Here is a 1,250-nt window from a genome sequence, read left to right as displayed (position 1 = left end):
AGTACTTGTGCGGGGGTGCGGTAGTTGTAGCGTTTGCGGGGGCGGGTGTTGAGTTGGGCGGCGACGTAGTCGAGGTAGTCGGCGGGGAAGATCGACAGGTCGGTGCCTTTGGGAAAGTATTGGCGCAGTAGGCCGTTGGTGTTTTCGTTGCTGCCGCGCTGCCAGGGTGAGTGCGGGTCGCAGAAGTAGATGTCCAGATCGGTGGCGACCGCGATGCGGGCGTGGGCGGCCATCTCGCCGCCTTGGTCCCAGGTCAGGGAGCGGCGCAATTGTGCGGGGAGTTGCCCCATCGTGGTGATCATGGCCTGGGCCACGGTGTCGGCGGTGCGGTCGCCGGGCAGGTGCAAGAGCATCACGAACCCGGTGGCGCGTTCGACCAGGGTGCCGATCTGCGAGCGTTGCTCCTTGCCGATGATCAGGTCGCCTTCCCAGTGACCGGGCACTGCCCGGTCTTGGACCTCGGCGGGACGTTCACTGATGTTGACCATGCCCGCGAACTTTCCTCGCGGGCTGCGGGTTCCGGTGGTGCGCGGGGGTTTGCGGATCGCCCGCCCGGTACGCAGACACGCGGTGAGTTCGCGGCGCAGCTCGCCGCGCCCTTGCACGTACAACGCCTTGTAGATGGTTTCGTGGGACACCCGCATCTCCGGTCGGTTCGGGTAGGTCGCGGCCAGCCATCCAGTGATCTGTTCGGGGCTGAGTTTGGCGGTCAACCGATCCTGCACCAGCTCACGCAATACCGGATCCAAGGCCAGTTTCCCGGCGCGGGCGCGCCGGGCCCGCGCTTCGCTGCGTTGCTGGGCCAGACTCGCCCGATAGGTCGGTCCCGCCTCGCGCCCGCGCTGTCCGGCCCCGAATCGGTGCCGGCGCCGGTAACGGCCGGTGCCGCCCTTGCCATGGCCGTTGCGGGCGATCTCGCGCATCACCGTCGAGGGCGCGCGTCCCAATCCGCGGGCGATCGCGTTGATCGACTTCTCGGCCGCCACCCCGGCCGCGATCTCTTCTCTCTCAACCGAACTCAACCGGGGCCGCCTCCGCGGCCCCGGTCGCGGTGATACCGGGCGCAGCCCGCCCGAGGCGGCTACCCACCGCCGGGCCTGATTCTCCGATACCCCACACTCGGCCCCGGCGGCCACGACCGAGGCCCCGGCACCGATCAGATCCCAGAAACGACACATGACCGACTTCAACGGCAGATGACTCATCAACACTCCAGATCAGGGGTGTTGCATCCACCACTTGAATCCACC

General features: G+C 67.7%; 1 protein-coding gene. It reads right to left on the bottom strand.

Annotated elements, in window-relative coordinates:
* Positions 1-1,205, bottom strand: a 1,205-nt coding sequence (locus GFY24_RS40805) for an IS30 family transposase (RefSeq protein WP_153810465.1), incomplete at its 3' end; no start/stop codon positions are given.
* Positions 1,206-1,250 lie beyond the last annotated feature (45 nt).

It is taken from the genome of Nocardia sp. SYP-A9097 (assembly GCF_009649815.1).
In the GTDB taxonomy this organism is placed as follows: Bacteria; Actinomycetota; Actinomycetes; order Mycobacteriales; family Mycobacteriaceae; genus Nocardia.
Note: the sequence above shows the minus strand (reverse complement) of the source record. Positions and strands in the feature narration are given on the sequence as shown.